Source organism: Nocardioides endophyticus (genome assembly GCF_039543845.1).
Classification (GTDB): domain Bacteria; phylum Actinomycetota; class Actinomycetes; order Propionibacteriales; family Nocardioidaceae; genus Nocardioides; species Nocardioides endophyticus.
This window is the reverse complement of sequence record NZ_BAABKN010000012.1, coordinates 128,161-152,104: the sequence shown is the minus strand read 5'-3', so window position 1 is coordinate 152,104 and position 23,944 is coordinate 128,161. Positions and strand designations below refer to the sequence as shown.

Below are 23,944 nucleotides of genomic sequence, written 5' to 3'. Positions count from 1 at the left end.
CAGGACAGGCCCCGAGTCCTGCTCAACCTAATGAGGCCCATGACACACCCACGACGGCGACAGATGCCGAAGGAACGCCGCAATGGCTGGCATCTGTTGTCGGCGCGTGATCAGCCGGTGATCTCTAGAACGCGCAGGGCGACGGCGACGTCCAGCCGCAGGTGCGGGTCCGTCGAGAGCGGACCGAGCAGCCGCTCGAGCTTGGAGACCCGGTAGCGCATCGTGTTGTAGTGGAAGAACTGCAACCGGGCCGCCTCGGCCACGTTGAAGTTGGTGTCGAGCAGCACCTGGAGGGTCTCGCGCAGGTCGGCTGCCTCGGTGGTGTCCTCGACGAGTGGGCCGAGCACGTCCTCGACGAACGCGTCCAGCTCCGCCGAGCCGGCCGGGTTGTTCGGGATCAGGGCGATCAGACGGTGCACGCCGAGCTGGTCGAAGAACGTCGTGGAACCGCCGCCCCGGATCCGGCGGCCGACCTCGACGGCTCGCCGCGCCTGGGCGTACGCCGCGGGCAGCTCGTCGATGGTGGACGCGACCCGGCTGACGCCGACCGAGAACGGGCGACGCCCGCCGCCCTTGTCACCGGCGACCGCGGTCACGGCCCGGCGTACGACGCCATGGCCCGCGACGGGCTCTGTGTCCCCTTCGGCCAGCGGCAGCAACGTGACGACCTCGGAGGAGAAGTCGACGGTGGCGATCCCGGGCGCGACCGCCGCCGCGACCTGCCGCCAGGCCGCCGAGAAGCGCTCCTGCCACTGCCGTCGTCGACCACTCGACACCACCTCGTCGCTCGGGTCGATCTCGGCTACGACGACCACCATCGGCCGCGAGAGGTCCCATTCGAAGGTCTCCGCGTGCTCGGCCACGTAGGCCGGGTCGGCCGTGCGACGCAGCAGCAGATCGCGCAGGAAGTCGCCCTGGTACTTGTTCTCGACGGCGGCGACCGCCTCCTCGCGGGTGATCAGCAGCGCAGCGACCGCCGCGGCGCGCTCGAGGGCGTGCACGTCGTCGTCGGAGATCGGCTCGTGCGCGATCGCGACGAGACGGGCGAGCTCGACGCCGGCCGCGGCCACCCGGGACACGTGCGCGGCGCCGCTGCCGATCCGCTCGACCCGCACTCGCCCGGTGGGGTCGACCAGGTCCTGGTCGACCAGCAGCTCCTGGTGCTCGTCGTCGAGGGCCGATGCTCGGACCCTGCCGTCGGTCGAGGTGAACGCGACGCCCACCTCGAGCACCCGGCTCACCTCGGCCGCGATGCCGTCGAGGTTGCCGCCCTCGAGCACGATCTGGGTCAGCCCGGTGTGCAGGGCGTCGACTCGTGCCAACGCGGCACTGGCGAGCTCTTCGCGGTCATCGCCTATCAACACTTGCACTCCTTCGACCGAGGCGTTGGCACAACCTCACATCCCCAAACCGTAACTTGCCCGGATAGCGTCGGTGCGGTGATCCCCGTCAGCGCAGCTCCTCGAGTGCGGGCGCTGCTGCGATCCACCCCCGACGGACCGGTGCCGGTGGTCCACCGGGGACGCGACGCGGTCTACGTCGAGATCGCCGGCCGCTGCGTCGGCGTCGTCTCCCGCCGGGCCGTCGCGGTGCCGTGCGCGTTGCGCGCTGCGGCCGACGCTCTCCCCGAGGTGCGCCGGGCCCGGCTCGACACCGGCGTCCTGCACCTCGACGACCGGGCGCTGCCGATCGGGCGCGTCGTCGACGTCCGGGTGCCAACGGTTCGCACCGCCACCACCACTCCGGCCCCGGCGCCCGATGACGTGCCCGCGATGGTGGGGCGCGGCGACGGGCTCACGCCGTACGACGACGACGTGCTGTGCGGGTGGCTCGCGGTCCACCGGGCGACCGGGGTCGCGACCGGCGAGGTCGACGCCGCCGTCCGCGCCTGCCTGGATCGCACCACCCTGCTCTCCGCGACGCTGCTCGACTGCGCCATGCACGGCGAGGTGATCCCGGAGTTCGCCCGCTGGCTGGGTGCGGTCGGCACTGCCGCCGAGCCCCGCCTCGCCGCTGCCCTCGCCGCCGTCGGCCACACCTCCGGACGCGGATTGCTCCAGGGCGCCCGCACCGCACTCGACCATCTCTCTCCCGAAGGAGCAGCAGCATGACGAACCACGTGGAGCTACGACCGGGCGCGTACGCCGACTCGGTCACCCTGCTCCAGGTCAGCCGCGCCGTGCAGAGCCTCGACGGCGTGCTCGCGGCCCAGGTGGCGATGGCGACGGCCCTCAACATCGAGGTGCTCACCGAGATGGGCTTCGCGGTCCCTGTCGAGGCGACGAGCAACGACATGGTCGTGGCGCTGCGGCTCGCCGACGGCGACGCGCTCACCGCCGCGTTGGCCGGTGTCGACCAGGCTCTGCGGGACGCGAACCGGCGGCCCGACGAGGGATCGCCCGAGATCGCCGCGCCTCGCTCGACGAGGAGCGCACTGCGCCGTACGTCCGACGCGGTCGTCGTGGTCTCCGTGCCCGGCCCGAGCGCACTGGTCGAGGCGATGGACGCCGTCGACGCCGGTCGCGACGTGATGGTCTTCAGCGACAACGTGCCCGTCGAGCAGGAGGTCGCCCTCAAGCGCGCGGCCGCCGAGCGCGGCGTGCTGGTGATGGGCCCGGACTGCGGCACCGCGGTCGTCGGTGGTCTCGGCCTCGGCTTCGCCAACGTCGTCTCCCCCGGACCGGTCGGCATCGTCGCCGCGTCCGGCACCGGCTGCCAGCAGCTGCTCGCGCTGCTCGACCACTCCGGCGTCGGCGTCACGTCGGCGTACGGCGTCGGCGGACGCGACCTGTCGTCCGAGGTCCGCGGCGCCTCGACCCGCGAAGCGCTGCGCCGTCTCGACGAGGACGCGGGCGTCGAGCTGATCGTGGTGATCTCCAAGCCACCGGCGCCCGAGGTCGCTGCCGAGATCGAGGAGTACGCCGCCGGCCTGTCGACCCCTGTCGAGTTCGCGCTCCTGGGCGCCGGCAAGCCCGACCTCACCGCCGCCGCAGAGGTGGTGCTGCGTCGGCTCGGCCACGACGTGCCGACCTGGCCGGTCGTCGGCGAGGCGGACCCGGGTGAAGGCGTGGTCCGCGGCCTGTTCGTCGGCGGCACGCTGAAGAGCGAGGCCCAGCTGATCGCCGGCACCGACGGCGGACACACCTTCGTCGACTTCGGCGACGACGAGTACACCTCGGGTCGCGCCCACCCGATGATCGACCCGAGCCTGCGGCTCGAGCACTTGGCACGCGCGGCGGCCGACCCTGCGACCGGCGTGCTGCTGCTCGACGTCGTACTGGGCCACGGCGCGGAGCCCGACCCGGCAGCCGAGCTCGCACCGGCGCTGGCCGCCGTCGGCCAGCCGGTGGTGATCGCGGTCGTCGGCACCGACGGAGACCCGCAGGGCCGGGACCATCAGGTCGCTGCCCTCGTCGCGGCCGGCGCGGAAGTCCACCTGTCCAACGCCGGCGCCACCCGGCGCGCCCTCGAACTGATCGGAGCACTCTCGTGACCACCCCCGAGGCCGTCGTCAACGTCGGCGCCGACCTGCTCGCCGACGCCGTCGCCGACCAGGCCACCGCCGTCACCCGGGTCGACTGGCGGCCGCCGATGACCGGCACCGAGGCGGACCTCGCGACCGTCGCCGCCGACCCGCTCCGCCGTACCGCCAACGAGCGCGCACTGGCCGCGATGCTCGACGTCACGGCCAGCCTCGTCGACGTCGCACCGGCCTCCGAGGTGCTCGGCCTCCAGCCCGGTGAGTTCCTGCACGCCGGCCCACCGATCGAGTGGGCGCTGGCCTCGGGCCCCTTGCGCGGAGGCCTGATGGCCGGTGCCGCACTGGAAGGCCTGGTCGACGACCCCGAGGACGCTGTTGCCCTCTTCGAGTCCGGCAGCAACGTCTCGCTCGAGCCGTGCCACCACCGGTCGACGGTCGGCCCGATGGCCGGCGTGGTCACGCCGAGCATGTGGATGTTCGTGCTCGAGGACGCCGCCACCGGCCGGCGTACCTACTGCTCGCTCAACGAAGGCCTCGGCAAGGTGCTGCGGTACGGCGCCTACGGGCCCGAGGTGCTGACCCGGCTGCGCTGGATGCGCGACGTGCTCGGCCCGCTGCTGCAGCGGGCCGTCCGCGGGTCGGAACCCGTCGACGTCTCCGGCATCCTCACCCAGATGCTGCAGATGGGCGACGAGGCCCACAACCGCAACCGGGCGGGCACTCTGATGCTGCTGCGCGACCTCTCCCCCGCGATGGTGACCAGTGGGATGGACGCGTCGGACGTGGCGGAGTCGCTGCGCTTCATCGGCGGCAACGACCACTTCTTCCTCAACCTCGCGATGCCCGCCTGCAAGCTCGCGCTCGACGCCGCCCGTGGCATCGAAGGCTCGACGATGGTCGTCGCGATGGCCCGCAACGGCACCGACTTCGGGATCCAGGTCGCCGGCACCGGCGACGAGTGGTTCACCGGACCCGCCCAGCTCGCCGACGGGCTCTTCCTCGGCAGCTACGGTCCCGACGACGCCAACCCCGACATCGGCGACTCGGCCATCACCGAGACGGCCGGCATCGGCGGGTTCGCGATGGCGACCGCACCCGCGATCGTCCGGCTGGTCGGCGGCTCGGTGCCCGACGCCCTGGCCACCACCCGGCGGATGCACGAGATCACGCTCGGGGAGAACCCACGCTGGACGGTGCCGGTGCTCGAGTTCCAGGGCACGCCCACCGGCATCGACGTCTCGATGGTGTGCCGCACCGGGATCCTGCCGCAGATCAACACCGGCATGGCCGGCAAGGTCGCCGGCGTCGGTCAGGTCGGCGCCGGGCTGGTGGACCCGCCCGCCGAGATCTTCCCGAAGGCGCTCAGCCGCCTGGCAGAGTTGGCCCGGGCTCGCGCCTGAGTCGTCGAGACACCCCACACGGCTCTCACCGGGGCGATATCGCGACCATCTCAGGTGTCTCGACGCAACGTCGGCGGCCGCCAGAGCGCGACCCTGATGTCGACGTTGCCCGACGGCCGCAGCGGCGTGCCCTCCTCGAGGTAGGCCTGACGAGCCTCCCCCTGGTGGCTCGGCGGCAGCGACCCGTCGGCGCGGACCACCCGCCACCACGGCATCCCGGCGCCGTGCGAGGCCATCACGTTGCCGACTAGCCGCGGTCCGCCGCCGCCGACCACGGCGCCGACGACCTCGGCGATGGTGCCGTACGTCGTGACCCGGCCGCGCGGCACCGCCTCGACGCAGCGCAGTACCAGCTCGACGTACTCCTCGTGGTCCAGGCTCACCCCTACTCCTCTCCCGGCTGGCGCGCGGTCAGCGCCACGGCGGCCGCCACCGTAGCGGCCAGGCCGGCCGCGACGCCCTCGTTTCAGAGGATGGGCGAGAACGCCTCGGAGCCGTTGACCAGCCGCAGACCGGCGATGCCGGAGTGCTGCTGGGCGTAGCCGAGCTCCTTGCCGAGGTCGCCGATGTTGTTGGACAGCGGCAGCGGGGCGAGGCCGAGGGTCGAGAGGACGCCGATGGCCTTGCCGTCCGCGCTCACGAACGCGGAGCCGGAGTCGCCGGGCACGCCGGGGGTGACGGTGTAGAGCGGGTGCGACCAGCCACCGTCGGCGGCGTCGTCGCCGAGGCTGATGCCGGTGTGCGGCGAGAGCTGGGTGATGCCGGCGCGGAGGCTGGAGTTGCCGAAGGTGTAGACGCGGTCGCCGGCGGCGGTGCCGTCGGTGTCGATGCCGGTCGGTCCACCCCAGAACGGGATCGACGGGTTCACCTTCGAGACGTCGGCCGCGTCGACCTTGACCAGCGCCAGGTCGTTGTAGGCGCACGTGTTGGCGTCGGTCTCACCGACCTTCGCCATCGTGTCCCACGACGAGTAGGCCAGGGTGCCGGCACCGACCTGGGTGCCCTCGCTGAGCAGGTTGCCGCCTTCGTTGAAGGTGACCGAGGTGCCGAGCGGCAGCGAGTCGACGTTGCAGCCGTTGGTGTCGGTGGCCTCTCCGGTGCCCGCGCAGTGAGCGGCGTAGCCGACGTACACGGAGCCGGTGCCGTCGGTGAAGACGAAGTTGGCGGTGCACTGGGCACCCTCCGTGTACATCATCGTGCCGGGGTGGATCGCTGCCGTGTCGGCGGACGCCCAGGCCTGGGCGCTGTCGGCGCGCGACTGGGTCAAGGTCAGCAGCGCGGCGGTCAGGATCGTGATCGTCACGGCCGCGAACACGGCGGCCAGCTGGGAACGAGTGAGGCTCATGCACCGACCAACGACACCTCCGCGACCGAGGTTACGCGCCGGTAAATGCCGAGTCGGCGCAAACTGACCCCGGGTAAGGGGTCAGTTTGCGCCGACTCGCGCTGTCAGTAGGTGGGCTGCGAGGGGTCGATCTGGTTGACCCAGGCGACCACGCCGCCACCCACGTGCACGGCGTCGGCGTACCCGGCGCCCTTCACGATGGCGAGCGTCTCGGCCGAGCGCACGCCCGACTTGCAGTGCATGACGATCTGCTTGTCGGCGGGGAGCTGCTCGAGCGCGGACCCGTTGAGGAAGTCGCCCTTGGGGATCAGCACGGAGCCGGGGATCCGGTTGATCTCGTACTCGTTCGGCTCGCGCACGTCGATCAGCACGAAGTCGCGGGCGCCCTCCTCGCGCTCCTTGAGCATGTGCTCGAGGGTGGTGACCGAGATCGTCGACCCGGCGGCCGCCTCGGCCGCGTCGTCGGAGATCGCGCCGCAGAACGCGTCGTAGTCGATCAGGCCGGTGACAGTCGGGTGGTCGCCGCAGAGCGCGCAGTTGGGGTCCTTGCGGACCTTCAGCTTGCGGTACTCCATCTCGAGTGCGTCGTAGATCATCAGCTTGCCGACCAGCGGCTCGCCGATGCCGGTCAGCAGCTTGATGGCCTCGTTGACCTGGATCGAGCCGATCGACGCGCACAGCACGCCGAGCACGCCACCCTCGGCGCAGCTCGGGACCATGCCCGGCGGCGGCGGCTCGGGGTAGAGGCAGCGGTAGCAGGGGGCGTCGTCGGCCATCGACGGCGCGAAGACCGAGGCCTGGCCGTCGAAGCGGTAGATCGAGCCCCAGACGTACGGGATCCCGAGGAAGTACGCCGCGTCGTTGACCATGTAGCGGGTCGCGAAGTTGTCGGTGCCGTCGACGATCAGGTCGTAACCCTTGAAGACGTCCATCACGTTGTCGTTGTCGAGACGCTGCTCGTGCAGGATCACATTGACGTACGGGTTCGCCTCGGCGATCGACTCCTTGGCCGACACCGCCTTCGACTTCCCGATGTCGGACTGTCCGTGGATGATCTGGCGCTGCAGGTTCGACTCGTCGACCTCGTCGAACTCCGCGATGCCCAGCGTGTGCACGCCGGCGGCGGCCAGGTAGAGCAGGGCGGGGCTGCCCAGACCGCCGGCGCCGATGACCAGCACCTTGGCGTTCTTGAGGCGCTTCTGACCGGTCATCCCGACGTCGGGGATGATCAGGTGACGGCTGTATCGGCGCACCTCGTCGATGGTCAGCTCGTCCGCGGGCTCCACGAGCGCGGGAAAGGACACGGCGTACTCCTCAGGTTCAGCCGAAGGTTCAGGTTGTCTCGTCGGTCCGAACAACCTCCGGTCCTGCCATGTTCCCCGCCGACACGACGTCCGGATCGCCGCGTCCCGTCATCCGGACGCTGGCGGGCGACGGGTACGCTTCGCCGCGTGACGGCAGAGCAGTACGACACACCGGCGCGGCCCCGCGGCGGCCGGATGCCCCGGCGGGAGCGACGCGCCCAGCTGATGGAGGCCGCCCTCGAGGTGTTCGTGGCCCAGGGCTACCACGCGGCGGCGATGGACGACATCGCCGAACGCGCCGGTGTCTCCAAGCCGGTGCTCTACCAGCACTTCCCCGGCAAGCTCGACCTCTACCTGGCCCTGCTCGACCGCTCGTGCGACACGATCATCGACAACACCCGGGTCGCACTGGAGTCCACGCCGGACAACAAGCTGCGCGTGGCGGCGACGATGGATGTCTTCTTCGAGTACATCGCCAGCGACACCGGCGCCTTCCGGCTGGTCTTCGAGTCCGACCTGACCAACGAGCCCGCCGTACGCGAGCACGTCGACCGGGTGACGACCGAGTGCGCGGCGATGATCGCGCACGTCATCCACGACGACACCGGCCTGCCGGACGACGCCTCCCGGCTGCTCGCGGTCTCCCTCGTGGGAATGGCACAGGTGAGCGCCAGGTTCTGGCTCTCGGACCCCGGTGAGATCAGCCGCAAGGACGCAGCCGCCCTGGTGGCCGGCCTCGCCTGGCGGGGCATCCGCGGCTACCCACTCACCGACGACCACTGACCCGACGCACACCCCCAGCAAGCCCCGAAGCAAGCACTGCAATCAAGGAGGACCTCGTGGAGGTCAAGATCGGCGTCCAGAACGCCGCACGTGAACTGACGATCGACGTCGAGGAGAGCCCCGAGGACGTCGAGAAGCTCGTCGCCGACGCCGTCTCCGGCGAGGGCGTGCTCAACCTCAAGGACGTCAAGGGCCGCCGGATCATCGTCCCCGTCGCCAAGCTGGCGTACGTCGAGCTCGGCCACGGCACCGCCGGCCAGGTCGGCTTCCGCTCCTAGCCCTCACGAGAGCATCATCCGAAGATGATCGTCGCCCTGGTGTGGGCCGTGATCGGTGGCACCGTGATCGGCGTGCTCGGCAAGCTGGTGGCCCCCGGCGACAGCGACAACGTGCCGCTGTGGCTCACGATCCTCTGCGGCATCGGTGGCTGCCTGCTCGGTGACTACCTGTATCGCCAGTTCTACAACCCGCAGACCCTGGGCGTGGACTGGTGGCGGCACGGCTGGCAGGTCGTGGCTGCAGCCGTCCTGGTGACGGCCGCCGCGACCCTCACGGGCCGTCGACGGGTGTAGACCACCCGTCCGCGACTCCGCTCAGCTGTCGAGTCCCAGCTCGGCCATCCGCTCGGCGTGCCGCTCGGTGATCCGGGCGAACATCCGGCCCAGCGCGGCGAGGTCGAGACCCGGGCGGTCGATCCCGCCTGCGAGCAGTGCGGTGAGCGCGTCCCGGTCGGCCGCGACCCGCTGAGCCTGGGTGAGCGCCTCCCCCATCAGCCGCCGGCCCCACAGCGCCAGCCGACCGCCGAGGCGCGGGTCGGCCGCGATCGCGGCGCGCACCCGGTCGACGACGAACGCGGAGTGCCCGGAGTCCTCGAGCGAGGCCACGATCAGGTCGCGAGTGTCAGCGTCGAGGTAGGCCGCGATCTCGCGGTAGAAGTCGTTGGCCATCCCGTCGCCGACGTAGGCCTTGATCAGCCCCTCGAACCAGTCGGCCGGAGCGGTGTGCTCATGGAACTTGTCGATCGGCGCCCGGAACGGCGCCATCGCCTCGAACGGGTCGGCGCCCAGCTCGGCGAGCCGCTCGCGCAGCCGGGCCACGTGCCCGAACTCGGCCGAGGCCATCGAGGCGATCGCGACCTTGTCCTCGAGGGTCGGCGCCAGCTTGGCGTCCTCCGCGAGGCGCTCGAAGGCCGAGATCTCGCCGTACGCGATCGCCGCGAGCAGGTCGATGACGGCCTCGCGGTACTGCGGGTCCTGGAACGCCACCGGAGTCTCGTCCGGGGCGGGCGGCGGCGCGGATGGGGGCACGTGCGCACCCTACCGATACAGTGAAGGTGACCGAGGTCGCTCGACCGTTCCAGGCACGACCTCGCCGCATGTGCGCGGCAGACCATTCCGTGTCTTAAATCGGGGAGTCCGCCGCATCCGACGTTCAATCGGTTGATACCCGGCTGACTCACGAAAGCAGAAGACACTGACGACCACGTTCCGAGAGCTCGGGGTCCTGCCCGAGATCTGCGATGCCCTCGACCGCCACGGCATCACCACTCCGTTCGCCATCCAGGAGATGACCCTCTCCGTCGCGCTGATGGGCACCGACCTCATCGGCCAGGCCCGCACCGGCACCGGCAAGACCCTCGCCTTCGGCATCCCGGTGCTCCAGCGCAGCGTGTCCCCGACCGACCCGGCGTACGCCGACCTACCGCAGGGCAAGCCGCAGGCGCTCATCGTCGCGCCGACCCGCGAGCTCGCGCTCCAGGTCTCCAGCGACCTCTCCATCGCCAGCGCGGACACCGGCCTCCGGGTCCTGACCGTCTACGGCGGCGTCGGCTACGACACCCAGCTCGACGCCCTCGCGTCCGGCGTCGACATCGTCGTCGGTACGCCGGGGCGCCTGATCGACCTCGCGAACCGCCGCGCCCTCGACCTCTCCCACGTGCACGCACTGGTGCTCGACGAGGCCGACGAGATGCTCGACCTGGGCTTCCTGCCCGACGTCGAGCGGATCCTGCGGATGACCCCCGAGACCCGCCAGACGATGTTGTTCTCGGCCACGATGCCGTCGGCGATCGTCTCGCTCGCCCGCATTCACATGCGGCACCCGATGAACATCCGCGCCGAGTCGTCGTACGACACCTCGATGGTGCCGGCGACCGCGCAGTTCATCTACCAGGCCCACGACCTCGACAAGCCCGAGATCATCGGCCGGATCCTGCAGGCCGAAGACGCCGAGAAGATCATCGTCTTCACCCGCACCAAGCGGCAGTCGCAGCGCGTCGCCGACGACCTCGTCGAGCGCGGATTCAGCGCCAGCCCGCTGCACGGCGACATGGCCCAGGTCGCGCGCGAGAAGGCACTGACGAAGTTCCGCGAGGACAAGATCCGCGTCCTGGTCGCGACCGACGTCGCCGCCCGCGGCATCGACGTCCGCGGAGTCTCGCACGTCATCAACTACACGTGCCCCGAGGACGACAAGACCTACGTGCACCGGATCGGCCGCACCGGCCGCGCCGGCGCCTCCGGCATCGCGATCACCTTCGTCGACTGGGCGGATCTGCATCGCTGGAAGATGATCAACAAGACGCTCGACCTGCCGTTCGACGAGCCGCAGGAGACCTACTCGACCTCCGAGCACCTCTTCCACGACCAGGGCATCCCCCCGGGCACAAAGGGCCGGATCGTCGACGCCGCTCCCGTGGAGCGCAAGCCGCGTGAGGACCGCGACCGTGGCGGCCGCTCCGGCGGTGGCCGCTCCGGCGGCGACCGCGAGCGGTCCAACCGCAACCGGACGCGCACCCGCTCGGGAGAGGTCGCCCCAGCCGGCGCTCCTGCCGCAGCGACCGCCGCCGAGGGCGGCGACGCATCCGCTCCCGCCGGTGCCAGCCGCAACCGCAGCCGCAACCGTCGCCGTCGCTCAGGCGGCTCCGGCGGAGGAGACAAGGCTCCCGCCGCGGAGTGATCTGACCCCGTCGGCCGCGCAGCAAGCGCCGACAGCTCGATCCCTGGCGTTGGGCCGCCCCCTCGGACCAGAGCGATCGGCCTCCGTCGGTCGAGCAGCGAGCGCCAGCGAGCGTCGTCGAGACCCCCGCAACCCGACCGCCGAGCTCGCGCGCGGGGCTCGAGCTCGACAGGCTCGCCCAGCGGTGCGGGCTGTCCGTCAGGCGGTGACGACCACGTCCGTGCCGATCGGCGCGAACTCCCAGAGGGCGACCGCGTCGGCCTCCTTCTGGCGGATGCACCCGTGCGACAGCGGCGTACCCAGCTGACGCAGCGTCTGCACCGGCTTGCCGTCGTCGATCGGGATGTCGTGGAAGCCGATCGCCGCGTGGTCGCCCTGGGCGAAGCGCACGAAGTACTTCATGGTCCCGGAGTCGTCGATGCCCCATGCCTGCTCGGAGCGTGAGTAGACCTGGTAGCTGCCGGGATCGAGGTTGTCGTAGACGCTGCCCGAGACGAGGTACGTGCGCTGCACCTTGCCGCGGTCGCCGATCAGCCAGACCCGCTGCCGGCTCTGGCTGAAGACCACCCGCCTGCCGTCACCCGACTCGGCCGGGACCGTGGTGTCGAGGGCCGGATCGGCCTCGGTCTCGGCGCTGTCGGCCGAGGTCGACGTCGATGTCGAGGTCGATGGCGGCTCAGACGCGGTCTCGCTGGGCGACGCGTCGGCGGGTGGGCGCTCGGCCTGTCCGATGTCCGCCGCGGCCGGACTGGTCGGCGACTTCTGGGCCGCCGCTCCGTCTCCGCCGGAGAACGGCAGGATCCCGAAGGACCCCAACACGGCGATCGCGGTGACGGCCAGCGACACCCCGAGGGCGGTGAGACGGCCGTAGCGCGGCCGCACGGGTACGGCGCGATGGGCACCTCGCGGCTCGCTCACGACGCCTTGCCCGCCTTCTTCTTGCGCGTCTTCGGCCGCTTGGACCGGGCCACCAGGGCCTCGGTCGCCTCACGGTAGGCGCGGGCGCCCTTGCTGCTGCGGCTGGTGGCGAGGATCGACCGCCCGGCGGCGGGAGCCTCGGCGAACTTGATCGTCTTCGGGATCGGCGGCTCGATGACCTCGAGGTCGTAGGTCTCCGAGATCGTCTCGAGCACCGTGCGGGCATGGTTGGTGCGCCCGTCGTACAACGTCGGCAGCACGCCCCAGACCTCGAGCTTGCGGTTGGTGAAGCGGCGTACGTCGTGGACGGTGTCGAGCAGCTGCCCCACGCCACGGTGCGAGAGCGTCTCACACTGCAACGGGATCAGTACGCCGTCGGCGGCGGTGAGCGCCGCGACCGTCATCACGCCGAGCGAGGGCGGGCAGTCCAGCAGCACCCAGTCGTACGCCGCGCCGTCCTCGGCGAGGGTCTCGATCATCGTCTTGACCACGTGCTCGCGACCGGTGCGGGTCAGCAGCTCGGCCTCGGCGCGGGCCAGCTCGATGGTGGCCGGCATCAGGTCGACGCCGTCGTCCGTGGCGATGATGACCTCGGCCGGGTCGACATCCTTGGTCAGCACGTGGTGGACGGAGAGCTCGAGGTCCTCGGGGTCGATGCCCAGCGAGAACGTCAGGCACGCCTGTGCGTCGAGGTCGACCAGCAACACCGAGTGGCCCAGCTCGGCCAGCGCGGCGCCGACCGAGGCGACGGTCGTGGTCTTGGCGACGCCGCCCTTCTGGTTGGCGATCGCGAGTGTGGTCGTCATCGTGGACCATCATGCCGGACCGACCCCGAGAGACACCGCAAGCACCTGCTTGAGCTGACACCTGATTTACTCGCGACATGTCGAAGACCGCACTCGTGACCGGGCCGACCGCAGGGATCGGCAAGTCCTTCGCCCACCAGCTCGCCGGCCAGGGCTACGACCTCGTCCTGGTCGCCCGCGACCACGGCCGCCTCGATGCCGAGGCGGCCGAGCTGACCACGACGTACGGCGTCGCCGTCGAGGTGCTGCCCGCCGACCTGGCCGACCGGGCGCAGCTCGCGACGGTCGAGGCCCGACTCGCCGAACCGGACCGCCCGGTCGACCTGCTGGTCAACAACGCCGGCTTCGGGTTGAAGAAGCGGTTCCTCGACAATCCGGTCGACGCCGAGGAGGCGATGCTGGAGGTGCTGGTGACCGCCGTGCTGCGGCTGAGCCACGCGGCCCTCGGCCCGATGACGCAGCGCGGCAGCGGCGGCATCATCAACGTCTCGAGCGTCGCGTCGTTCCTGCCGCGTGGGACGTATGGCGCCGCCAAGGCGTGGGTGAACTCGTTCTCCGAGTGGGCGGCCTACGAGTACCGCGACCAGGGTGTGACGATCACCTGCCTGTGCCCCGGCTTCACGAAGACCGAGTTCCACGAGCGGATGGAGGTCTCGCGGGGATCGGCCCCCGACTTCATGTGGCTCGACGCGGACGAGCTGGTCGCCACGGCGCTCAAAGACCACGCCAAGGGACGGGTGTGGTCGATCCCGAGCCCTCAGTACAAGGCGATCGCTACCGCGGGGCGCCTGGTGCCGACGAGCCTTCTGCAGCGGTTCCAGTCGCTCGGCCGGAAGTAGCTCGGCCAGAAGTAGCTCGGCCGTGGGTGACCGCCGGCGTCGTCCACGCACTGCGCGCGGACGCCTCGGCGGCGAGCGCGATCAGCCGTTCGAACTCTCCCGGGTCCGTCGTGTTGCAGCCCAGGTCGTGGTCGACCTTGCCGGAGCCGTGGTAGTCGCTGGAGCCGGTCGCGACCAGTCCGATGTCCCGGGCCATCGCGCGCAGCCGCTCCCGGGTCGCCGCATCATGGTCCTGGTGGTCGACCTCGATGCCGGCCAGCCCGACGTCGTGCAGGTGCGCCAGGGTCGCCTCGTCCGGGCGGCCCAGGCCGCCTCTCCCCCACGGGTGCGCGATCACCGACACCCCTCCGGCCTCGGTCACGGCCCGGATCGTCGTCTCCAGCGGCGCGGCGTACCTGTTCACGAAGGCCACCCGCCCGGCGCCCAGGTAGCGGTCGAACGCCTCGGTCCGGTCGGCCACCACGCCGAGCGTCACCAGCGCGTCGGCGATGTGCGGACGGCCGGTCGCCGCCGCACCGTGCGCCGCCACTCGTACGTCGTCGGCGGTGATCTCGATCCCCAGTCCACGCAGCCGCGACAGCATGTCCGGCACCCGCGACTCGCGGCCGGTGAGCACCCGGGTGAGCTCAGCTGCCAGCGGCGGGCAGGTGGGGTCGGGGAGGTAGGCGAGCAGGTGCACGCTGCGCCCGCGGTGCCCGGTGCTGATCTCCATGCCCGGCACCAGCGTGATGCCTACGTCCTGGGCCGCTCCGGAGGCCTCCGCCCATCCGTCGGCGGTGTCGTGGTCGGTGATCGCCACGACGTCGAGCCCGGCCCGCGCGGCCGCGCGCACCAGCCCGGACGGGGTGTCGGTCCCGTCGCTGGCACGCGAGTGCGTGTGCAGGTCGATGCGCACGGCTCAACCGTAGAGCGTGGGGGTCGTCACCACCCGGGCCGGTGCCCCCCGAACGGCAGCTCCACCAACTGCGGCCCGGCCCCCGACACGTCTCGCAGGATCCAGTCGTCGCGGAAGAGCAGCAGCGCGGACGCCGGCCGCAGCACGATCCACAGCCATCGGCCGGCGGCCTCGCCCGCGAGCACGGAGCGGTCGAACTCGCCGTCGTCGCTGCTCGTCGAGATGTCCCAGAGGTTGACCGACTGGCTGCCGATCCGCACCCGCGCCGACGGCGGCCGCTCCCCGATCTCGAAGCCGGGGTCGGTGTAGCGCGTGCCCGCGCACCGCGCTCCCAGCCCGGTGCCGGCCTCCTCGGCGACCACCAGCACGTCCACCGGTCCGTCGAGCTCGCTGGTCCCCGAGGTGCAGGTCAGTGACGCCGTTGCCCGCCCCGGTGCGGTCGCGACCGCCGCGAAGTCGGTCATCGACCAGCCCGGGCTCAGCGGCCACGGCACGTACGTCGGGAAGCCGGCCGCCGTGCGCAGGTGCTCGGCGAAGCCGTCGTACGACGCCTCCTCGGCGCGCCACAGCGGTCGGGTGACCCCGTGGTCGGGACAGGACCAGGTGCCGTCGGTCGCCTCGGCCACGGGAGCGGGGCAGCGCACGCAGCTCGCCGTCAGCATGGGACAACGGTGCGGACCGCACCGCCGCGCGTCAAGAGATCACGCCGCTCGAGGGACGGATGCTGTCCGGGTGGTCCACGAGCAGCTCGGCGACGGCACGTGCGGTCCCCGACGCGACGGGTCGGCCCGGCCGGAGGCGCATCGCCAGCTGGCCGGAGACGATCACCATCAGGGCGTCGGCGAGTCGGACAGCGTGCGGACCGGCCAGCGGCTCGGCGAGGTGTCGCAACCGCTCCCGCATCGAGTCGCTGTCCTGCCGGATGGCTGCTGCCAGGACGGGCGGCGGATCGACGTACCCGGCGGCAGTGCCGAGGAACGCGCACCAGCGCGCACCGTCCGGCCGCCGCCGGAACTCCTCGAGCGCGTCGAAGACCGCCAACAGGCGCCCCCGCTCATCAGCGGCTCGCGCCACAGCCTCGTCCCAGGCCTGCAGCCACGCGCCGTGGCGTCGATCGAGAGCCGCGGCGATGAGCGCCTCCTTGCTGTCGTACGCGCGGTACAGCGTGGCGGGTGAGACCCCGGCGCGCTCCAGTATCTGGTCGACGGGAGTGTGGGTGGCGCCGACGGAGAAGAGCAGCTCGTCCGTCGCGTCCAGGAGCTTGGTCCGGGTCGATTCTCGCGTGCCCACTCCCACACTCTAGACTCCTAAAATGAAACGATCGTTATCGTTTGAGATGACACACCAGTGGTTGCTCGTCACGGCAGGCACCTGTCTGATCGCCGGGACCTATGGACTGGTGAGACTGACCTACGGGCTGTTCCTGCCGGACATCCAGGCATCGGTGTCGATGGGGTCCGCAGTCTCGGGCTACGTCTCGACCGGTGCGTCGATCGCCTACTGCGTCGGAGCACTCGCCGGGCTCGCAGCGTCGCAGCAGCCGCGTCTGCTCGTCGCGGGAGCACTGTCGACCGCGTCCATCGGGTCGATCGGCATGGCCTTGGCGTCCGACCTGACGACCTTCGCGCCCTCCGCGGTCCTGGCGTCGACGGGTGCCGGCCTCGCCTCACCGGGACTGGTGGCGATCGTCGAACGGAACCTCCCTGCGGGCCGGGTCGACAGCGCGCAGGCGACAGTCAACGCGGGCACCGGCCCGGGCCTCGTCGCAGCTGGGCTGCTGGCTCTGCTGCTGACGGACTGGCGGGTCGGGTTCGCGGTCGGCGCGACGTTCACCACGGCGGCGGGTCTCTGCGTCCTGCTGCTCGATCGTCGCAGCGGGTCTCGAGACCGCACCGGCACGACCCCGGGCATGTCGGTCGTCGGCACAGGATGGCTGTCCGCGCTCGTCGTACCAGCGACGGCGGCTGTGCTGCTCGGCGCATCATCGGCTGCCGTATGGACGTACGGGCGAGCCCACCTGGTCTCGGCAGGAGCCAGCGGCTCCGCGTCGACCGTCGCCTGGATCGCCATCGGCGTCGGCGGCACCGCCACCGTCCTCAGCGCGCGCCTGCTCAGCGCCCGGGAACCGTCACGCGCGTGGTTGCTCACCGCCTCGGTCGTCGCCGTCGCGGTCGCCACTCTCGGCCTCGCGCCGGACCGGTACCGGCTCGCCACCCTCGCGTGCGGGGTCTTCGGCTGGGGATTCGTCGCGGCGTCCTCGGCGCTCATCGCCTGGACGACCCAGCTCGTGCCCGACCGGGCCGCCCCGGGCACGTCGGTCCTCTTCGTCGCGCTCGTCCTCGGCCAGGCAGCCGGCTCCGCGGCAGCCGGTGCCGTCTCGGACAGCATCGGCATGTCGACCACGTTCGTCCTCGCTGCGACCGTCGCGGTCGCGGCAGCCGCGTGCGCGCTGGTGCCGACGCGTGCCCGAGGAACTGTCGCCGTCGCGGCCGTCACGGGTGTGGTTGCTAGAAGCCAACCTTGCGGTGGCCGGCGTCGTTGCGGACGACCTCGCCCTTCTCCTGGGCGGTGTTCTTGAGGTCGGCCTGGAAGGTGCGCATCCGCGCCTGCAGCACCGGGTCGGTCGCGGCAAGGATGCGAACGGCGAGCAGGCCGGCGTTGCGGGCACCCCCGATGGCGACCGTGGCGACCGGCACGCCGGCCGGCATCTGCACGATCGAGAGCAGCGAGTCCATGCCGTCGAGGTACTTCAGCGGGACCGGTACGCCGATCACCGGCAGCGGCGTCACGGACGCGAGCATCCCCGGCAGGTGGGCCGCACCGCCGGCGCCGGCGATGATCACCGACAGTCCGCGGTCCGCGGCCGAGCGGCCGTACTCGAGCATCTCCTCGGGCATCCGGTGCGCGGACGTCACGTCGGCCTCGTAGGCGATGTCGAACTCGGCGAGCGCCTCGGCGGCCAGCTTCATCACCGGCCAGTCCGAATCGGATCCCATCACGATGCCGACACGGGCGGCGGAGTCAGCCATGGTCATTCACTCTCGTTTCCAAGATCTCCCCGGAACCACGCGGCCGCGTGCCGGGCTCGCTCGAGACACTCGTCGAGGTCGTCGCCGTAGGCGTTGACGTGCCCGACCTTGCGTCCCGGACGGAGGTCCTTGCCGTAGAGGTGCACCCGCAGGTGCGGGTCGCGCGCGAGGGCGTGCGGATACCCGTCGTACAGACGGCCAACGGTCGCGTCAGGCCCGCCGAGGATGTTGACCATCACGGTCCACCGCGCCCGCGGCGCCGGCGAGCCGAGCGGCAGGTCGAGGACGGCGCGCAGGTGGTTCTCGAACTGCGAGGTGACCGCGCCGTCCTGCGTCCAGTGGCCGGTGTTGTGCGGGCGCATCGCGAGCTCGTTGACCAGTACTCGGCCGTCATTGGTCTCGAAGAGCTCGACCGCCAGCACGCCGGTGACGTCGAGCGCCCCGGCGATGCGCAGCGCGATCTCCTGCGCCTGGCCCGCGAGCTCCGGCGAGAGGTCCGGCGCTGGCGCGACCACCTCGTGGCAGATGCCGTCCTTCTGGGTCGAGGCGACGATGGGGTACGACGCCGCCTGGCCGCTCGGCGAGCGCGCGACCAGCGCGGACAGCTCGCGACGGAAGTCGACGAGCTCCTCGGCGAGCAGCCGGACGCCGCTCGCGTCGGCCGCGGCGAACGCCTCGACCGCCACCTCCGACAGAGCATCGACCGAGCGGACGAACCACACGCCCTTGCCGTCGTACCCGCCCCGCGTCGTCTTGAGCACGCAGGGGAAGCCGAACGCCTCGATGTCCGCGACCGTCGCGACGATGGCATTGCGCGGGCACGGGACGCCGAGCTCGGCCAGCCGCTTGCGCATCACGCCCTTGTCCTGGGCATGGACGAGCGCGTCTGGTCCGGGGCGCACGGCGATGCCGTCGGCCTCGAGCGCGTGCAGGTGCTCGGTCGGGACGTGCTCGTGGTCGAAGGTCACCACCGGGCAGCCGGCGGTGACGGCGCGCAGCGTGGCGAGGTCGCGGTAGTCGCCGACCTGGTGGTCCGCGATCACCTGCGCGGCGGACACTCCCTCCGCCTCGGCGAGCAGCCGCAGCGGCACTCCCATCGCGGCGGCCGGCTCGGCCATCATCCGGGCCAGCTGACCGCCGCCGATCACGGCGAGCGTGGGCGCGTGAGTAGGGTCCGGCACAGGCACGGGCCAAGAGTAGAGCGTGCCGTCAGTTGGGAGTTCGGAGGTCCTCGGTCTCGAAGCGCAGCCCCTGGCCGCGGATGGTCGTGATCAGGTGCGGATTGCGGCTGTCGTCACCGAGCTTGCGGCGTACCCACCCCAGGTGCACGTCGATCGTCTTCGACGAGGTGAAGAACGTGGTGTGCCAGACCTCGAGCATGAGCTCCTCCCGGCTGACGATCTCGCCGGCATGTGCCATCAGCAGGTGCAGGAGATCGAACTCCTTGCGCGACAGCACGATCTCCTCGTCCCCGCGCCAGGTCCGGCGCTGGTCGGGATCGAGCCTGATCTCCTGCACCTCGATCATTGGCCCACCGTAGAAAAGTGACGCGCGTCACGTGGGCGAATGACGAAAAACTAGGGAGAACTAGGTACGAAGAAGCCGGTACGAGCTCAGGAGCGGCGGACGGTGAGCGGCTCGACGATGCCGAAGCCGCGGACCGGCCGCGCCGGGAGCCGGCGGGTCTCGAACTCGTCGTCGGGCAGCAGCCCGGCGGTCGTCGCGTCGATGATGATCCGATTGCGCCGGGCCACGGCGGTGAGCCGGGCGGCCAGGTTGACCGGCGGGCCGAAGACGTCGCCGAGTCTCATCACGACCGAGCCGGTGGCCAGGCCCAGCCGGATATCGGGCATCCGCGAGTCGCGGCCGACGACGTTGATGATCCCCTCCGCGATGTTGTAGGCGCCGATCGGGTCCTCGCTGACGAACAGCACCGAGTCGCCGATGCTCTTGATCACGCGGCCACCGTGGACGGTGACGACGTCGGAGCACCGGGACTCGAAGAGCTCGACCAGGTCACCGATCCGCTCCTCGGTGAGCCGGTTGGAGAGGGCCGTGAAGCTGACGATGTCGGCGAAGCCGACCGTGAGCTGGACGGTGTTGAGGTCTTCCTCGTTGGACCGCATCGCCTCGACGCGAGCCACGGCGGCCGCGAGGTGGCGCCGCCACACGTAGATCAGCAGGTCCTCGAACGGGCCCTTGATCTGCTCGATCAGCCGCAGCGCCGACCCGGTACGGCCCTCGTCGCTGTCGGGGCCGGCGGCCAGCTCGTCCACCCGCGACACCAGCGTCGAGACCTCCCAGTCCGCGAGCCGGGCCATGGTCTGGCCGACAGCCCGGGTCAGGTTCACCGCGAGGTCGAAGTCGAACAGGTCCGCGCGTACGGCGCTGATCATCGTCGACAGGGCCTCGGTGTCGGCGTCGGTGTACGCGTTCTCGACCCCGTGCTCGGGGAACCCGAGGGCGCGCCACAGCCGGCGCGCCTCCGCCAGCGTCACCCCGGTGGCAGCGGCCACCTCGAGCGCGTTGAACTCCACCTCCTGACCGAGGATCGCTCGTTCGAGGTCCTCGGGGCCAGGGCGTGCGTCAGGCTCGGTTGGTTCAGGCTCCGTCGTCATGTCCTGCCGCGGGGTCATGGATCTTCTGCAGCATCAGGTTCAGCGTGCGCTGGGTCTCCTCGACCCGCGGGATGTCGTGCAGCTTGATGGTGCCGTGCGTGCTGGCATCGGAGATCAGCAGCGTTCCGCACCCGAGCAACCGGTCGATCGGTCCGAACTCGTAGGCGATGTCGCTGATCCGCGCGAGGGGCATGTCGTGCCCACGGCGGACGATCACACCGGTACGCGTGATCAGCCGGCGGTCGGTGAACGTGTACGTCGCGGTCGCCCAGATGACCAGCGGTCGCAGCACGAACCAGATGATCCCGACGGCGACCAGGATCCACGCCCCGTTGGTCAGGATGCCCTGGTCGATCTTGACCTGCACGAACGTGCCGATCGCGAGGAACAGGACCAGCATGAAGATCGGGAAGATCAGTGCCTTGACGTGGGTGCGCGTGTCGATGACGACCTTTTCGCCCTCGTTCAACAGCTTCGGTGAGATGGCCACGGGGCGATCATGTCACCGATCGGTGGCCCGCACGTGGACCACGTCACCCGCGCCCACGGCGGTTTCTCCGTCGGGCCCGGTGACGATCAGTCGACCCCCGGGGTCGACTCCGGTCGCCCGGCCGGTCAGCGCGGCCCCGCCGGGCAGCTCGACCCGGACGTCGCGCCCGATGGTCACGCACGCGGCGGCGTACGACGCGCGCAGGCGAGTCGTCGCCTCCTCCCCGCCGACCTGCCAGGCGTCGTACGCCTCGCGCAGCGACCGGAGCAGGGTCACCAGCAGAGCGGTCCGGTCGGGTTCGACGCCCGACTCGATCGCGAGCGAGGTCGCGGTCGGCACCGGGAGCTCGGCCTCGGTCAGGCTCGCGTTGATCCCGACGCCGACGACCGCTGCCGGACCGTCGGGCGTCTCGACCCGCTCGATCAGGATCCCGGCGATCTTCTTGTCGCCGATCAGCAGATCGTTGGGCCACTTCACGCCTACGTCGTACCCCTCGGTGCGCAGAGCCTTGCCCAGCGCATGGCCGGTGAGCAGCGGCAGCCACGGCCAGCTCGCGAGCGGCACGGTCGGGCGCAGCACCATCGAGAACACCGCCGACGACCGCGGCGGCGACTCCCAGGTGCGGTCCAGACGTCCCCGCGCCGCGGTCTGGTGCTCGGCGACGACGACCAGCCCCTCGGGCGCGCCGTCGCGGGCGCGGGCGGCGGCCACCGCGTTGGTCGAGGTCGTCGTGTCCAGCACCTCGACGACCAGGTCGGGGGCCAGCGCCGCGAGCGGAGCGGGTTCGAGTGATGAGCGTCGCATCGACGGGGAGGTCACGGGCACTACATTGGCCCACGGTCCCAACCCCATGCCCAGGAGGAGCCACCAGAAATGAGTGCCCAGCGATGAGCGCGCAGTCGAGTGCACAGCCCGGCGAGGGGACCGACGTCCCCGCCGACATCGACCTCCACACGACGGCGGGCAAGCTGGCCGACCTGGATCGGCGCCTCGACGAGGCCGTCCACGCCGGCTCGGCGAAGGCGGTCGAGAAGCAGCACGCCAAGGGTCGCAAGACGGCCCGCGAGCGGATCGAGCTGCTCTTCGACGAGGGCTCGTTCGTCGAGCTCGACGAGCTCGCCCGGCACCGTTCGACGGCGTTCGGCCTCGAGAAGAACCGGCCGTACGGCGACGGCGTGATCACCGGCTACGGCACCATCGACGGCCGCCAGGTCTGCGTGTTCTCCCAGGACTTCACCGTCTTCGGCGGTTCGCTGGGCGAGGTGTACGGCGAGAAGATCACCAAGGTGATGGACCTCGCCATCAAGACCGGCTGCCCCATCATCGGCATCAACGAGGGCGCCGGCGCCCGCATCCAGGAGGGCGTCGTCTCGCTCGGCCTGTACGGCGAGATCTTCCGCCGCAACGTGCACGCCTCGGGCGTCATCCCGCAGATCTCGATGATCATGGGCTCCTGCGCCGGCGGGCACGTCTACTCCCCCGCGGTCACCGACTTCACGATCATGGTCGACGGCACCTCCAACATGTTCATCACCGGCCCCGACGTCATCAAGACCGTCACCGGCGAGGACGTCTCGATGGAGGACCTCGGCGGCGCGCGGACGCACAACACCAAGTCCGGCAACGCCCACTACATGGGCTCCGACGAGGACGACGCGATCGAGTACGTCAAGGCGCTGCTGTCCTACCTGCCGCAGAACAACCTCGACGAGGCTCCGACGTACGGAGAGGCCGCGGACACCGAGATCTCGGACCTGGATCGTGCGCTGGACACGATCATCCCGGACTCCCCGAACCAGCCCTACGACATCCGCGACGTCATCACCGCGGTCGTCGACGACGAAGACTTCCTCGAGGTCCAAGAGCTCTTCGCGCCCAACATCGTCATCGGGTTCGGCCGCGTCGAGGGCCACCCGGTCGGCGTCGTCGCCAACAACCCGATGCAGTTCGCCGGCACCCTCGACATCGACGCGTCCGAGAAGGCCGCCCGGTTCGTGCGGTTCTGCGACGCGTTCAACATCCCGGTCTTGACCTTCGTCGACGTCCCCGGCTTCCTGCCCGGCACCGACCAGGAGTGGAACGGCATCATCCGGCGCGGCGCCAAGCTGATCTACGCGTACGCCGAGGCCACCGTCCCGCTCGTCACGATCATCACCCGCAAGGCGTACGGCGGCGCATACGACGTCATGGGCTCCAAGCACCTCGGTGCCGACATCAACCTCGCCTGGCCGACGGCCCAGATCGCCGTCATGGGCGCCCAGGGCGCCGCCAACATCGTGCACCGCAAGACCCTCAAGAAGGTCGCGGACGACGGCGGCGACGTCGAGGCCAAGCGCGCCGAGCTGATCGACGAGTACGAGACCACCCTGGCCAACCCCTACATCGCGGCCGAGCGCGGCTACGTCGACGCCGTCATCACCCCCCACGAGACCCGCGTCGAGATCGTCCGCGCCCTGCGCCTGCTCCGCAGCAAGCGCGAGACCCTCCCCGCCAAGAAGCACGGCAACATCCCCCTGTAAAGACCAGGAACAGCACCCCAAGAGCAACAACCCCAAGAGCAACAACCCCGAGGGAGTTTCCGCCGAGTCGGCGCAAAGTGACCCGGAGGAGCGAAGCGGGGGAAGGGTCACTTTGCGCCGACTCGGCGCGAAGCGGACAGTGAGCCGAGAAGAAAGGCCGGGCGAGGAGATGGCTGAGACCACAGGAAGCCAAGAGGCAGGCTCAACCACGGGCAGTGAAGCCGCTCCCCCCACCCTCCGCATCATCAACGCGGATGCAACGCCGGAGGAGATCGCGGCCATCGTCGCCGTGTTCAGCGCCCTGCGGACGGCACCGACAGCCGAGCCGCGGCGTACGCCGGAGTGGTCGGCGCGCCACCGCACGGTCCGCCGTACGCTCCCGCACGGGCCGGGCGGCTGGCGCTCCAGCTCGCTTCCCCGCTGAACGGCGACCTGAACGGTCCCCTCGCCCATACTTAGGGAGATCTTGGGGGTTTCCGGTGGGGCGCCTTGAGGCACGGTCCTCACACTGGAGACACAGGGGCGGTCGCATCGGGCGGCAGCCGCGGGGCACGGAGAC

The 23,944-nt window shown here is 70.9% G+C and carries 27 protein-coding genes; 11 read left to right on the top strand and 16 right to left on the bottom strand.

Annotated elements, in window-relative coordinates; genetic code table 11:
- Nucleotides 1-110: 110 nt before the first annotated feature.
- Nucleotides 111-1,364, bottom strand: coding sequence for a PucR family transcriptional regulator (locus ABEA33_RS09535; RefSeq protein WP_345526526.1), 1,254 nt, complete (start codon nt 1,362-1,364; stop codon nt 111-113).
- Between the two features lie 75 nt (nt 1,365-1,439).
- On the opposite strand from ABEA33_RS09535, the gene ABEA33_RS09530 reads away from it, so the two are divergent.
- From ABEA33_RS09530 to ABEA33_RS09520, 3 genes are read left to right on the top strand one after another with little or no spacing between them, the layout of a single operon-like run.
- Nucleotides 1,440-2,111, top strand: coding sequence for an oxamate carbamoyltransferase subunit AllH family protein (locus ABEA33_RS09530; protein ID WP_345526525.1), 672 nt, complete (start codon nt 1,440-1,442; stop codon nt 2,109-2,111).
- Entirely contained in the window at nt 2,108-3,493 is a 1,386-nt protein-coding gene (locus tag ABEA33_RS09525) for an AllF/FdrA family protein (RefSeq protein WP_345526524.1), read from the top strand. Before ABEA33_RS09530 ends, ABEA33_RS09525 begins: the two co-directional genes overlap by 4 nt.
- Entirely contained in the window at nt 3,490-4,881 is a 1,392-nt protein-coding gene (locus ABEA33_RS09520) for a YlbE family protein (protein ID WP_345526523.1), read from the top strand. Before ABEA33_RS09525 ends, ABEA33_RS09520 begins: the two co-directional genes overlap by 4 nt.
- A gap of 50 nt (nt 4,882-4,931) precedes the next feature.
- Here ABEA33_RS09520 and ABEA33_RS09515 read toward each other — a convergent pair whose 3' ends face one another.
- The 3 genes from ABEA33_RS09515 to moeZ all read right to left on the bottom strand — a co-directional run bounded on the left by ABEA33_RS09515 (nt 4,932) and on the right by moeZ (nt 7,530).
- Complete coding sequence (locus tag ABEA33_RS09515) at nt 4,932-5,264, bottom strand: MGMT family protein (protein ID WP_345526522.1); 333 nt, start codon at nt 5,262-5,264, stop codon at nt 4,932-4,934.
- Nucleotides 5,265-5,347: 83 nt separating this feature from the next.
- Nucleotides 5,348-6,226: a S1 family serine peptidase gene (locus tag ABEA33_RS09510; protein WP_345526521.1), complete on the bottom strand. Its 879-nt coding sequence runs from the start codon at nt 6,224-6,226 to the stop codon at nt 5,348-5,350.
- Nucleotides 6,227-6,330: 104 nt separating this feature from the next.
- Nucleotides 6,331-7,530: an adenylyltransferase/sulfurtransferase MoeZ gene (gene moeZ, locus ABEA33_RS09505; protein ID WP_345526520.1), complete on the bottom strand. Its 1,200-nt coding sequence runs from the start codon at nt 7,528-7,530 to the stop codon at nt 6,331-6,333.
- Nucleotides 7,531-7,725: 195 nt separating this feature from the next.
- Here moeZ and ABEA33_RS09500 point away from each other — a divergent pair, with 195 nt between their 5' ends.
- Genes ABEA33_RS09500 through ABEA33_RS09490 form a run of 3 tightly spaced genes read left to right on the top strand, consistent with a single transcriptional unit; the run spans nt 7,726 to nt 8,885 of the window.
- Nucleotides 7,726-8,313: a TetR/AcrR family transcriptional regulator gene (locus tag ABEA33_RS09500; protein ID WP_345526596.1), complete on the top strand. Its 588-nt coding sequence runs from the start codon at nt 7,726-7,728 to the stop codon at nt 8,311-8,313.
- A 56-nt stretch (nt 8,314-8,369) separates the two neighbouring features.
- Nucleotides 8,370-8,591 carry a DUF3107 domain-containing protein gene (locus ABEA33_RS09495; protein WP_345526519.1) on the top strand — a complete coding sequence of 74 codons (222 nt, stop codon included), beginning with the start codon at nt 8,370-8,372 and terminating at the stop codon, nt 8,589-8,591.
- Nucleotides 8,592-8,615: 24 nt separating this feature from the next.
- Nucleotides 8,616-8,885: a hypothetical protein gene (locus tag ABEA33_RS09490; RefSeq protein WP_345526518.1), complete on the top strand. Its 270-nt coding sequence runs from the start codon at nt 8,616-8,618 to the stop codon at nt 8,883-8,885.
- Nucleotides 8,886-8,906: 21 nt separating this feature from the next.
- Here ABEA33_RS09490 and ABEA33_RS09485 read toward each other — a convergent pair whose 3' ends face one another.
- On the bottom strand, nt 8,907-9,620 hold the full coding sequence (locus tag ABEA33_RS09485; protein ID WP_345526517.1) for a ferritin-like fold-containing protein: 714 nt from the start codon (nt 9,618-9,620) through the stop codon (nt 8,907-8,909).
- Nucleotides 9,621-9,786: 166 nt separating this feature from the next.
- Here ABEA33_RS09485 and ABEA33_RS09480 point away from each other — a divergent pair, with 166 nt between their 5' ends.
- Nucleotides 9,787-11,271 (top strand): DEAD/DEAH box helicase, encoded by a 1,485-nt coding sequence (locus tag ABEA33_RS09480; RefSeq protein ID WP_345526595.1) that lies wholly within the window; start codon nt 9,787-9,789, stop codon nt 11,269-11,271.
- A gap of 198 nt (nt 11,272-11,469) precedes the next feature.
- Here ABEA33_RS09480 and ABEA33_RS09475 read toward each other — a convergent pair whose 3' ends face one another.
- Both ABEA33_RS09475 and ABEA33_RS09470 read right to left on the bottom strand, forming a co-directional pair.
- Nucleotides 11,470-12,189, bottom strand: coding sequence for a L,D-transpeptidase (locus ABEA33_RS09475; RefSeq protein ID WP_345526516.1), 720 nt, complete (start codon nt 12,187-12,189; stop codon nt 11,470-11,472).
- Nucleotides 12,186-12,995, bottom strand: coding sequence for a ParA family protein (locus ABEA33_RS09470; RefSeq protein WP_345526515.1), 810 nt, complete (start codon nt 12,993-12,995; stop codon nt 12,186-12,188). Before ABEA33_RS09470 ends, ABEA33_RS09475 begins: the two co-directional genes overlap by 4 nt.
- Before the next feature lie 77 nt (nt 12,996-13,072).
- Here ABEA33_RS09470 and ABEA33_RS09465 point away from each other — a divergent pair, with 77 nt between their 5' ends.
- Nucleotides 13,073-13,834: an SDR family NAD(P)-dependent oxidoreductase gene (locus ABEA33_RS09465; protein WP_345526514.1), complete on the top strand. Its 762-nt coding sequence runs from the start codon at nt 13,073-13,075 to the stop codon at nt 13,832-13,834.
- On the opposite strand, the gene ABEA33_RS09460 is transcribed toward ABEA33_RS09465, so the two are convergent.
- From ABEA33_RS09460 to ABEA33_RS09450, 3 genes are read right to left on the bottom strand one after another with little or no spacing between them, the layout of a single operon-like run.
- Nucleotides 13,770-14,729 carry a PHP domain-containing protein gene (locus ABEA33_RS09460; protein WP_345526513.1) on the bottom strand — a complete coding sequence of 320 codons (960 nt, stop codon included), beginning with the start codon at nt 14,727-14,729 and terminating at the stop codon, nt 13,770-13,772. The two genes, ABEA33_RS09465 and ABEA33_RS09460, sit on opposite strands and share 65 nt — an antisense overlap.
- 26 nt (nt 14,730-14,755) lie before the next feature.
- On the bottom strand, nt 14,756-15,391 hold the full coding sequence (locus ABEA33_RS09455; protein WP_345526512.1) for a DUF6758 family protein: 636 nt from the start codon (nt 15,389-15,391) through the stop codon (nt 14,756-14,758).
- Nucleotides 15,392-15,422: 31 nt separating this feature from the next.
- On the bottom strand, nt 15,423-16,019 hold the full coding sequence (locus ABEA33_RS09450) for a TetR/AcrR family transcriptional regulator (RefSeq protein ID WP_345526511.1): 597 nt from the start codon (nt 16,017-16,019) through the stop codon (nt 15,423-15,425).
- 22 nt (nt 16,020-16,041) lie between these two features.
- Between ABEA33_RS09450 and ABEA33_RS09445 the strand changes: the two genes are divergently transcribed.
- Nucleotides 16,042-17,307 (top strand): MFS transporter, encoded by a 1,266-nt coding sequence (locus ABEA33_RS09445; protein ID WP_345526510.1) that lies wholly within the window; start codon nt 16,042-16,044, stop codon nt 17,305-17,307.
- Here ABEA33_RS09445 and purE read toward each other — a convergent pair.
- The 6 genes from purE to ABEA33_RS09415 form a co-directional block, all read right to left on the bottom strand.
- A complete protein-coding gene (gene purE / locus ABEA33_RS09440) occupies nt 17,237-17,758 on the bottom strand; it encodes a 5-(carboxyamino)imidazole ribonucleotide mutase (protein ID WP_345526509.1) in 522 nt (173 codons plus the stop codon). The two genes, ABEA33_RS09445 and purE, sit on opposite strands and share 71 nt — an antisense overlap.
- Nucleotides 17,759-17,760: 2 nt before the next feature.
- Nucleotides 17,761-18,945, bottom strand: a complete 1,185-nt coding sequence (locus ABEA33_RS09435) for a 5-(carboxyamino)imidazole ribonucleotide synthase (protein ID WP_345526508.1) — start codon at nt 18,943-18,945, stop codon at nt 17,761-17,763.
- 22 nt (nt 18,946-18,967) lie between these two features.
- Nucleotides 18,968-19,285, bottom strand: coding sequence for a winged helix-turn-helix domain-containing protein (locus tag ABEA33_RS09430; protein WP_345526507.1), 318 nt, complete (start codon nt 19,283-19,285; stop codon nt 18,968-18,970).
- Nucleotides 19,286-19,371: 86 nt separating this feature from the next.
- On the bottom strand, nt 19,372-20,394 hold the full coding sequence (locus ABEA33_RS09425) for an adenylate/guanylate cyclase domain-containing protein (RefSeq protein WP_345526506.1): 1,023 nt from the start codon (nt 20,392-20,394) through the stop codon (nt 19,372-19,374).
- A complete protein-coding gene (locus ABEA33_RS09420) occupies nt 20,360-20,866 on the bottom strand; it encodes a PH domain-containing protein (RefSeq protein WP_345526505.1) in 507 nt (168 codons plus the stop codon). The genes ABEA33_RS09425 and ABEA33_RS09420 overlap by 35 nt, the downstream gene beginning before the upstream one ends.
- A gap of 12 nt (nt 20,867-20,878) precedes the next feature.
- A complete protein-coding gene (locus ABEA33_RS09415) occupies nt 20,879-21,685 on the bottom strand; it encodes a biotin--[acetyl-CoA-carboxylase] ligase (RefSeq protein WP_345526504.1) in 807 nt (268 codons plus the stop codon).
- Nucleotides 21,686-21,753: 68 nt separating this feature from the next.
- Here ABEA33_RS09415 and ABEA33_RS09410 point away from each other — a divergent pair, with 68 nt between their 5' ends.
- Nucleotides 21,754-23,385 carry an acyl-CoA carboxylase subunit beta gene (locus ABEA33_RS09410; RefSeq protein WP_345526503.1) on the top strand — a complete coding sequence of 544 codons (1,632 nt, stop codon included), beginning with the start codon at nt 21,754-21,756 and terminating at the stop codon, nt 23,383-23,385.
- A gap of 169 nt (nt 23,386-23,554) precedes the next feature.
- A complete protein-coding gene (locus ABEA33_RS09405) occupies nt 23,555-23,809 on the top strand; it encodes an acyl-CoA carboxylase subunit epsilon (protein ID WP_345526502.1) in 255 nt (84 codons plus the stop codon).
- Nucleotides 23,810-23,944: the final 135 nt, after the last annotated feature.

What these genes read in the sequence shown, in the direction of transcription:
- ABEA33_RS09525 (WP_345526524.1), top strand. Translation starts at nt 2,108, where the DNA reads ATGACGAACCACGTGGAGCTACGACCGGGCGCGTACGCCGACTCGGTC.
- ABEA33_RS09510 (WP_345526521.1), bottom strand. Translation starts at nt 6,226, where the DNA reads ATGAGCCTCACTCGTTCCCAGCTGGCCGCCGTGTTCGCGGCCGTGACG.
- ABEA33_RS09500 (WP_345526596.1), top strand. Translation starts at nt 7,726, where the DNA reads ATGCCCCGGCGGGAGCGACGCGCCCAGCTGATGGAGGCCGCCCTCGAG.
- ABEA33_RS09490 (WP_345526518.1), top strand. Translation starts at nt 8,616, where the DNA reads ATGATCGTCGCCCTGGTGTGGGCCGTGATCGGTGGCACCGTGATCGGC.
- ABEA33_RS09470 (WP_345526515.1), bottom strand. Translation starts at nt 12,995, where the DNA reads ATGACGACCACACTCGCGATCGCCAACCAGAAGGGCGGCGTCGCCAAG.
- ABEA33_RS09465 (WP_345526514.1), top strand. Translation starts at nt 13,073, where the DNA reads ATGTCGAAGACCGCACTCGTGACCGGGCCGACCGCAGGGATCGGCAAG.
- ABEA33_RS09455 (WP_345526512.1), bottom strand. Translation starts at nt 15,391, where the DNA reads ATGCTGACGGCGAGCTGCGTGCGCTGCCCCGCTCCCGTGGCCGAGGCG.
- ABEA33_RS09445 (WP_345526510.1), top strand. Translation starts at nt 16,042, where the DNA reads ATGAAACGATCGTTATCGTTTGAGATGACACACCAGTGGTTGCTCGTC.
- purE (WP_345526509.1), bottom strand. Translation starts at nt 17,758, where the DNA reads ATGGCTGACTCCGCCGCCCGTGTCGGCATCGTGATGGGATCCGATTCG.
- ABEA33_RS09430 (WP_345526507.1), bottom strand. Translation starts at nt 19,285, where the DNA reads ATGATCGAGGTGCAGGAGATCAGGCTCGATCCCGACCAGCGCCGGACC.
- ABEA33_RS09425 (WP_345526506.1), bottom strand. Translation starts at nt 20,394, where the DNA reads ATGACCCCGCGGCAGGACATGACGACGGAGCCTGAACCAACCGAGCCT.
- ABEA33_RS09410 (WP_345526503.1), top strand. Translation starts at nt 21,754, where the DNA reads ATGAGCGCGCAGTCGAGTGCACAGCCCGGCGAGGGGACCGACGTCCCC.
- ABEA33_RS09405 (WP_345526502.1), top strand. Translation starts at nt 23,555, where the DNA reads ATGGCTGAGACCACAGGAAGCCAAGAGGCAGGCTCAACCACGGGCAGT.